General features: G+C 70.4%; 11 protein-coding genes. 7 read left to right on the top strand and 4 right to left on the bottom strand.

Annotated features, from left to right (window positions below):
* Positions 1–192: class I SAM-dependent methyltransferase (locus tag AC2VNT_RS08055; RefSeq protein ID WP_486946357.1), on the bottom strand; the 192-nt coding region annotated here is incomplete at its 3' end.
* Positions 193–330: 138 nt separating this feature from the next.
* On the opposite strand from AC2VNT_RS08055, the gene AC2VNT_RS08050 reads away from it, so the two are divergent.
* A complete protein-coding gene (locus tag AC2VNT_RS08050) occupies positions 331–1,854 on the top strand; it encodes an AMP-binding protein (protein ID WP_486946356.1) in 1,524 nt (507 codons plus the stop codon).
* 65 nt (positions 1,855–1,919) lie between these two features.
* Positions 1,920–2,051: a hypothetical protein gene (locus AC2VNT_RS08045; RefSeq protein ID WP_486946355.1), complete on the top strand. Its 132-nt coding sequence runs from the start codon at positions 1,920–1,922 to the stop codon at positions 2,049–2,051.
* 102 nt (positions 2,052–2,153) lie between these two features.
* Here the strand turns inward: AC2VNT_RS08045 and AC2VNT_RS08040 are convergent, their stop codons facing one another.
* Entirely contained in the window at positions 2,154–3,239 is a 1,086-nt protein-coding gene (locus AC2VNT_RS08040; RefSeq protein ID WP_486946354.1) for a CaiB/BaiF CoA transferase family protein, read from the bottom strand.
* Between the two features lie 90 nt (positions 3,240–3,329).
* Here AC2VNT_RS08040 and AC2VNT_RS08035 point away from each other — a divergent pair, with 90 nt between their 5' ends.
* The 4 genes from AC2VNT_RS08035 (at position 3,330) to AC2VNT_RS08020 (ending at position 4,926) form a co-directional block, all read left to right on the top strand.
* Positions 3,330–4,142: an enoyl-CoA hydratase gene (locus AC2VNT_RS08035; protein ID WP_486946353.1), complete on the top strand. Its 813-nt coding sequence runs from the start codon at positions 3,330–3,332 to the stop codon at positions 4,140–4,142.
* Positions 4,143–4,282: 140 nt separating this feature from the next.
* The gene (gene mymT, locus AC2VNT_RS08030) at positions 4,283–4,429 is read left to right on the top strand and encodes a copper-binding metallothionein MymT (protein WP_486946352.1); all 147 of its coding nucleotides are present in this window, start codon (positions 4,283–4,285) and stop codon (positions 4,427–4,429) included.
* Between the two features lie 174 nt (positions 4,430–4,603).
* Positions 4,604–4,783, top strand: a complete 180-nt coding sequence (locus AC2VNT_RS08025) for a hypothetical protein (protein WP_486946351.1) — start codon at positions 4,604–4,606, stop codon at positions 4,781–4,783.
* A gap of 2 nt (positions 4,784–4,785) precedes the next feature.
* Entirely contained in the window at positions 4,786–4,926 is a 141-nt protein-coding gene (locus tag AC2VNT_RS08020) for a hypothetical protein (RefSeq protein WP_486946350.1), read from the top strand.
* Positions 4,927–4,932: 6 nt separating this feature from the next.
* Here the strand turns inward: AC2VNT_RS08020 and AC2VNT_RS08015 are convergent, their stop codons facing one another.
* Positions 4,933–5,655, bottom strand: coding sequence for a CPBP family intramembrane glutamic endopeptidase (locus AC2VNT_RS08015; RefSeq protein ID WP_486946349.1), 723 nt, complete (start codon positions 5,653–5,655; stop codon positions 4,933–4,935).
* Positions 5,656–5,733: 78 nt separating this feature from the next.
* On the bottom strand, positions 5,734–6,267 hold the full coding sequence (locus tag AC2VNT_RS08010; protein ID WP_486946348.1) for a gamma carbonic anhydrase family protein: 534 nt from the start codon (positions 6,265–6,267) through the stop codon (positions 5,734–5,736).
* 48 nt (positions 6,268–6,315) lie between these two features.
* On the opposite strand from AC2VNT_RS08010, the gene AC2VNT_RS08005 reads away from it, so the two are divergent.
* Positions 6,316–6,562: NAD(P)H-binding protein (locus tag AC2VNT_RS08005; RefSeq protein WP_486946347.1), on the top strand; the 247-nt coding region annotated here is incomplete at its 3' end.

Here is a 6,562-nt window from a genome sequence, read left to right as displayed (position 1 = left end):
CGACGCCGCGGCGTCGACCGCCGTCGCACGCAGCCGGGGTTCGGGCTCCACCGCCACCACGTCGGTCACCGTGTCGGGGTAGAAGGCGAAGTTGGTGCCGGCGCCGGCGCCCACCTCAAGCACCCGGCCGGAGAGTCCGTCCAGGTTCTCCCGCCGCCGGTCCTGCAGCCACTCGGTCTCGTGGCTGGCCATGAACTTCCACACCCGGGCGAAGAGCGGGTTGTCGACGGTTGCTGCGTCCTTGCTCACGATCCACCTCGTCCATGTGTGGTCCACTTATGCTTTGACCCAACCGATTCAACGATAGCCGCCGCGGCAGGAGGGGTCGTCATGCAGACCACGCAAGACCCCCGCACACTCACCGGATTCGTCTCCGGCGGCCGCTACCGCGCCGCCGAGGAGGTGGAGCAGCGGGTGCAGCGCGCCGCCACCGTTCTCGAGCAGCGCGGGGTCTGCGCGGGCGACCGGATCGCGATCATGCTGCGCAACGACTTCCCGTTCATCGAGGCCTCCTATGCCGCGGGCCTGCTCGGCGCGACCGCGGTGCCGATCAACTGGCATTACCGCGCCGCGGAGGTCGGCTACATCCTGCAGGACTCCGGGGCCAAGGTCGTCGTGGCGCACGCCGACCTACTCGACCAGCTACCCGACGACGCACCGCGGCTGGTGGTCGACACCCCGCCGGAGATCGCCGCGGCCTACCGCATCGACCCGGCCACCGGGGAGCCGTCCTGGGACGGTGAGATCGCCGCCGCGGCCCGGTGGGCGGGCGAGCCGCGGGACGCGCCGTCGAGCATGATCTACACCTCCGGCACCACCGGCCGGCCCAAGGGTGTGCAGCGGTTCCGGACGCTGGACGTGACCAACACCGCGCTGGTCGAGCAGCTGGGCTGGCTGGGGATCGCGCCGCAGATGCGCACCGTGGTCTGTGGCCCGATGTACCACTCGGCGCCGAACACGTTCGCCATCCTGGCCGGCCGCACCGGCGGGCTGGTCGTCTTCGTCTCCAAATTCGAGCCGGAGACGCTGCTGCAACTGGTCGAGCGGTACGCGATCGACTCGCTGCACCTGGTGCCGACCATGTTGGTGCGGCTGCTGCGGCTGCCCGACGATGTCCGCAACCGTTACGACCTGTCCTCGCTGCGCTCGATCACCCACGCGGCCGCACCGTGCCCGCCGGAGGTCAAACGGGCCTGCATCGACTGGTTCGGCCCAATCGTCAACGAGTACTACGGCGGCACCGAGACCGGTGTCGTGGTGGCCTGCGACAGCGCGCAGTGGCTGACCCACCCCGGCACGGTCGGCCGCCCAGTCGGCGGGGCCGACGTCCGGGTGCTCGGCGACGACGGCCGGCGGCTCGGCCCCGGCGAGGTCGGCGAGATCTATATCCGCAACGACGCGGCCGGTGATTTCACCTACCACAACCAGGACGCCAAGCGGCGCGCCATCGAGCGCGACGGCCTGGTCACCATCGGCGACGTCGGCTACTTCGACGGCGACGGGTTCCTGCACGTCTGCGACCGGGCCACCGACATGATCATCTCCGGCGGGGTGAACATCTACCCCGCCGAGATCGAGGCCGAACTGCACCTGCACCCCGACGTCGCCGACTGCGCGGTCTTCGGCGTGCCGGACGACGAATACGGCGAGTCGGTGGCCGCGGTGGTTCAGCTGCGGGCAGGCCGCAGCACCGACGGCGACGCCATCAGGGCCTGGCTGCACGACCGGATCGCCGGCTTCAAGGTGCCCCGGTTCGTGGCGTTCGGCACCGACCTGCCGCGCGAGGACAGCGGCAAGATCTTCAAGCGCAGGCTGCGCGACCGGTATTTCCCGGCCGCCGCTACTCGTCAGTAGGATTGCCACCATTTCCCGAAACGTGACTCAATGATTCCTTAATGGTGACCCATACGCTCAGGGGCATGTGGATCGACGAATCGACCGCTGACGTCATCAAAGTTGACTTCGAGGCGCTCTACCACGGCGACGTGCTGGTGGAAGGGATCACCTCGGAGCAGTTCGACGACGAGCGGACGCTGCCCACCGCCAGCTGACCTGGATGCTCCCGGTGCCACCGGGAGCCCAGCCGTTCGGCAATCCTGCGTCGGCTCATGCCGACCGATCACACATTTCGACGTGCCCAGTTGCGAGGGTCGCTAGACCCAGTCGCCCAGGATGACGTCGTTGTCGGCACCCAACACCGCTGGTGGCGTCGGCATGTCGGGAACGCTGCGGGAGAACCGCGGCGCCGGCATCGGCTGCAGGTAGCCGTCGACGTCGTAGAAGGTGTCCCGCTCGGCGATGTGCGCGTCCGACTGCACCTCGCCGAACGCCAGCACCGGCGTCACGCACGCATCGGACCTGGCGAAGACCTTCGCCCAGTGGTCCCGGTCGTGCGCGGCGAACGCCTTGGTGAACACCGCGCGCAGCTCCGGCCAGCGGCCGACGTCGTTCTGGGCGGGCAGCCCGGCCGGGTCCAGCTCCAGCTTGGCCAGCAGCTCCGCGTAGAACTGCGGCTCGATCGAGCCCACCGCGACGTACCGGCCGTCGGCACACTCGTAGGTGTCGTAATACGGGGCGCCGGTGTCGAGCATGTTGGTACCGCGCTCGTCGCTCCACAGCCGCTGTGCGCGAAAACTCCACATCATCGCCGAGAGCATGCTCGAGCCGTCGACCATCGCCGCGTCGACCACCTGGCCCTTCCCCGAAGTCTGCCGCTCCCACAGCGCCGACAGGATGCCGACCAGCAGGAACAGTGACCCGCCGCCGAAGTCGCCGGTCAGGTTCAGCGGCGGCACCGGCCGCTCCCCCTTGCGGCCGATCGAGTGCAGCAGCCCGTTTAGCGAGATGTAGTTGATGTCATGGCCGGCCTGCAGGGCCCGCGGACCGCTCTGCCCCCATCCGGTCATCCGGCCGTAGATCAGCTTCTCGTTGACCTTCGCGCAGTCCGCCGGGCCCAGCCCGAGCCGTTCGGTGACACCCGGCCGGAAACCCTCGATCAACACGTCGGCCGTGGCCACCAGCTGCAGCACCAGGTCGCGGCCCTCGGCCGATTTGAGGTCGGCGGTCACCGACCGCCGGTTGCGCAGCATGGTGTCCTTGGGCGCCCCGCCACCGAATTTCGGCGGCCGGTCCACCCGCACCACCTCGGCGCCGAGATCGCCCAGGATCATCCCCGCGTGCGGGCCCGGCCCGATCCCGGCCAACTCGATAACCCGTAGCCCTGCCAGTGGTCCCGCCATCTGTGGCCTCCCAGTCGTCTGCGCGTCTGATTGGCATCTTCCCAGCCACCGACGCGGCCGGTGCACCCCGGCCACCCTATGGTGATCCCCATGACCGTTACCGCTTCCGGAATCGACGCCCTGCCCGCGGTGCCGGGCCTGACCGTGGCCCTGGCCGACGGGGTGCTGTCGGTGACCATCGACCGCGCCGACAGCCTCAACTCGGTGACCACCGGCGTGCTGGCCGGGATCGCCGACGCCATGGCGACGGCCGCCCGCGACCGGCGGGTGCGAGTGGTCCGGCTGGGTGGTACCGGTCGCGGTTTCAGCTCCGGGGCGGGTCTGGGCGCCGACGACGGGGCCGGCGACGACCTACCGACCGAAATCGTCCACCAGGCCAACCGGGCGATCCGGGCCATCGCGGCGCTGCCCCGCCCGGTGGTGGCCGTGGTGCAGGGACCGGCCGCCGGGGTGGGTGTGTCGCTGGCGCTGGCCTGCGACCTGGTGCTGGCATCGGAGAAGGCGTTCTTCCTGTTGGCGTTCACCAAGATCGGGTTGATGCCCGACGGCGGCGCCTCGGCGCTGGTCGCCGCGGCGATCGGCCGGATCCGGGCGATGCGGCTGGCGCTGCTGGCCGAACGGCTCTCCGCCGCCGAGGCACTGGACTGGGGGCTGGTCAGCGCCGTCTACCCGGCCGGGACGTTCGACGCCGAGGTGGACGCGGTGCTGGCCCGGCTGCTGGCCGGCCCGGCGGTGGCGCTGGCCAAGACCAAACATGCGGTCAACGCCGCGACCCTGACCGAGTTGGACGGCGCACTGGACCGCGAATACGTCGGCCAGTCCAGCCTGTTGTCCTCGCACGACTTCCGCGAAGGGGTCCGCGCCTTCCAGGACCACCGCGAGCCGACGTTCACCGACTTCTGACCGGGGCCCGACCGCGTGCCGCGACACCACCGGAGTTCGGGTATTGATCGATACCCATACGGGGTATAGGTTTATGTCTCAGCGGGTGATCGTCGGCATCGTCCGGTGCCGCGGAAGTTGAGAAGTTAGGGGCGAACGAAATGGCAAGCTACCCAGCTGGGACCGTCCTGACCTGCGCGCACGACTGTGGATGCAGGACTCGGGTCGAGGTCGAATGTCACTGCCCGGATGCGAACCAGCCGTACCGGTGCAGCTGCGGCGCCGACCTGGTCGTCGTCGGCGACTAACCGGGGGCAGTCGTGCCGCGCAACGCGGAGCAGCTGCCCGCCGCAAGGCCCGGTCGTCGGGCAGCGGTCCGGTGCGGGGCCACCGGTGTCATCGGTGCGTTTGTCTGCGTGCTGACCTGCTGCCTGCCGCCGGCCCTGCTGGCACTCGGAGCCGGTGGCTCCGCAGCCGCGGGAATGACACCCGGGGGGTCGCACGGAGAATCGCACGGCGCGGTCGGTGACCTGTTCATGCTCCTGCACCGGGTGACGCCCGGCCTGCTGGCGGTCTCGATCGTCCTGATCGGTGCCGCGTTCGCGCTGCGGCGCCCGGCTGCGGTGATCCCCGCCCTGCTGGCAGGCGTCTGCTTTATCTGAGCATGCACGTCCAATCCGACCCGACCGTCCGGTACGTCGGGATGGTTGTGGCCTACGGCATCTGGATCGGCCTGTTCCTATGGACCCGCCCACCCCGGCGCGGCACCGCCCGCGCCGCCGAAACCGAGACCGGGTGTCATTGACCGGGGCTACACGCCGCCGAACAGCGACGGCAGCGCCAGCACCATGGTCAGCCCCCAGACCAGGTGGGTGAGCACCGGGGCCAGCACACCCCCGGTGGCCCGCCGCTCGACGGCGCAGACCGCGCCAACCAGCAGCGCCGCAAACCCCAGCATCACGTTGCCGGTGGCCAGCATCGCCACAATGTAGAGCAGCGTGGACCAGACCGCCGGGGAGTGCCGACCGAACGCGGTGTACAGCGACCCCCGGAAGAACATCTCCTCGGCGATCGCGTTGACCAGGGTGATCAGCACGACCAGCTCCCAGGAGCCGTGGTCGGCGAAGTGCAGGACCCGGCGCACCTGATCGGCCACCCAGGGGATCTCCCGGGCTGCCAGCGCACCCAGCACGAAGACCACGCCGAGGCCGAGACCGAGTCCGGTGCCGGTGAACACCGGGCGCTCGTTGCGCCCGCGGAACCGGACGCACCCCAGATGCAGCGGCCCGGACGCCACCGCCCCCACCACCCAGATCGCGGCCAACGCGAAGGCCAGCGAGGCGAACGTCGGCTGGCCGGGCCGGTCGCGCAGCATGAAGCCGAGCACCGTCGCACCGGCCACCAACCCCACGGCGACCACGATGCGCCGGCGCAGCACCACCTTCGGCGGCTCGTGGTAGGGCCCAGCGACATTGGTGACGATCTCGGCGAACTCTTTCGGCAGGCCGGGATGCGTCGGGCTGGGCTGGGTCATCCGGTCGTCCCCTCGCAAGCGGGTCGGTCAACGTCTTTAGACGGTAGCCGCCACCGACCGTCCGGTGGGGTGAATGCGTCAGCCCGACTCCGCGGCCCCGGGCCGATGGGCGTCGATCAACCGCCGGTAGGCCGCCGCGTTGTGCCGGTTGTGGCTGACCTCGGCGTCGCTGAGGTCCCGACGCACCCGGCCGGGGACACCCGACACCAGCGACCGCGGTGGTATCACCATCCCCTGCGGGATCACCGCCCCGGCGGCTACCAGCGAGCCGGCGCCCACCACGGCGCCGTTGAGCACCACCGCGCCCATGCCGATCAGCGAGTCGTCTTCGACGGTGCAGCCGTGCAGCACCGCGTTGTGCCCGACGCTGACCCGAGCGCCGATCCGCACCGGGAACTCCTTGTCGACATGGATGGTGACCCCGTCCTGGATGTTGGTGTCCCGGCCGATCTCGATCGGCTCGGCCTCGGCGCGCAGCGTCGCGGAGTACCAGACGCTGGCCTGGGCGGCCAGGCTGACCCGGCCGATGATGCTGGCGTTGGGCGCCACCCAGGAATTCGGGTGCAGCTGCGGCTTATGGCCCCGGATGGCGACGATCAGCGGCTCAGGCATGGCCGACATGGTAGGCGGTGCCCGACGCGCCCCGGTAACGTCGACCCGATGGCCCACATCGTCGTCGTCGGCGGCCACGGGAAGGTCGCCCTGCGGCTGAACCGCATCCTGGTCGACCGCGGTGACCGAGTGACCGCGGTGTTCCGCAACCCCGACCACACCGCGGAAGTGTCGGCGACCGGCGCCACCCCGCTGGTCGCCGATATCGAGCGGCTGGGCACCGACGCCCTGGCGGGACTGCTGGCCGATCACGAGGCGGTGGTGTTCTCCGCCGGCGCAGGCGGCGGCAGCCCGG

Source organism: Mycobacterium sp. TH-M15, from assembly GCF_057473705.1.
The sequence above is the reverse complement of the archived record's forward strand: the minus strand, read 5'-3'. Positions and strand labels throughout refer to the sequence as shown.

What these genes read in the sequence shown, in the direction of transcription:
- AC2VNT_RS08015 (WP_486946349.1), bottom strand. Translation starts at nt 5,655, where the DNA reads ATGACCCAGCCCAGCCCGACGCATCCCGGCCTGCCGAAAGAGTTCGCC.
- AC2VNT_RS08010 (WP_486946348.1), bottom strand. Translation starts at nt 6,267, where the DNA reads ATGCCTGAGCCGCTGATCGTCGCCATCCGGGGCCATAAGCCGCAGCTG.
- mymT (WP_486946352.1), top strand. Translation starts at nt 4,283, where the DNA reads ATGGCAAGCTACCCAGCTGGGACCGTCCTGACCTGCGCGCACGACTGT.
- AC2VNT_RS08035 (WP_486946353.1), top strand. Translation starts at nt 3,330, where the DNA reads ATGACCGTTACCGCTTCCGGAATCGACGCCCTGCCCGCGGTGCCGGGC.
- AC2VNT_RS08025 (WP_486946351.1), top strand. Translation starts at nt 4,604, where the DNA reads ATGACACCCGGGGGGTCGCACGGAGAATCGCACGGCGCGGTCGGTGAC.
- AC2VNT_RS08040 (WP_486946354.1), bottom strand. Translation starts at nt 3,239, where the DNA reads ATGGCGGGACCACTGGCAGGGCTACGGGTTATCGAGTTGGCCGGGATC.
- AC2VNT_RS08045 (WP_486946355.1), top strand. Translation starts at nt 1,920, where the DNA reads ATGTGGATCGACGAATCGACCGCTGACGTCATCAAAGTTGACTTCGAG.
- AC2VNT_RS08020 (WP_486946350.1), top strand. Translation starts at nt 4,786, where the DNA reads ATGCACGTCCAATCCGACCCGACCGTCCGGTACGTCGGGATGGTTGTG.
- AC2VNT_RS08050 (WP_486946356.1), top strand. Translation starts at nt 331, where the DNA reads ATGCAGACCACGCAAGACCCCCGCACACTCACCGGATTCGTCTCCGGC.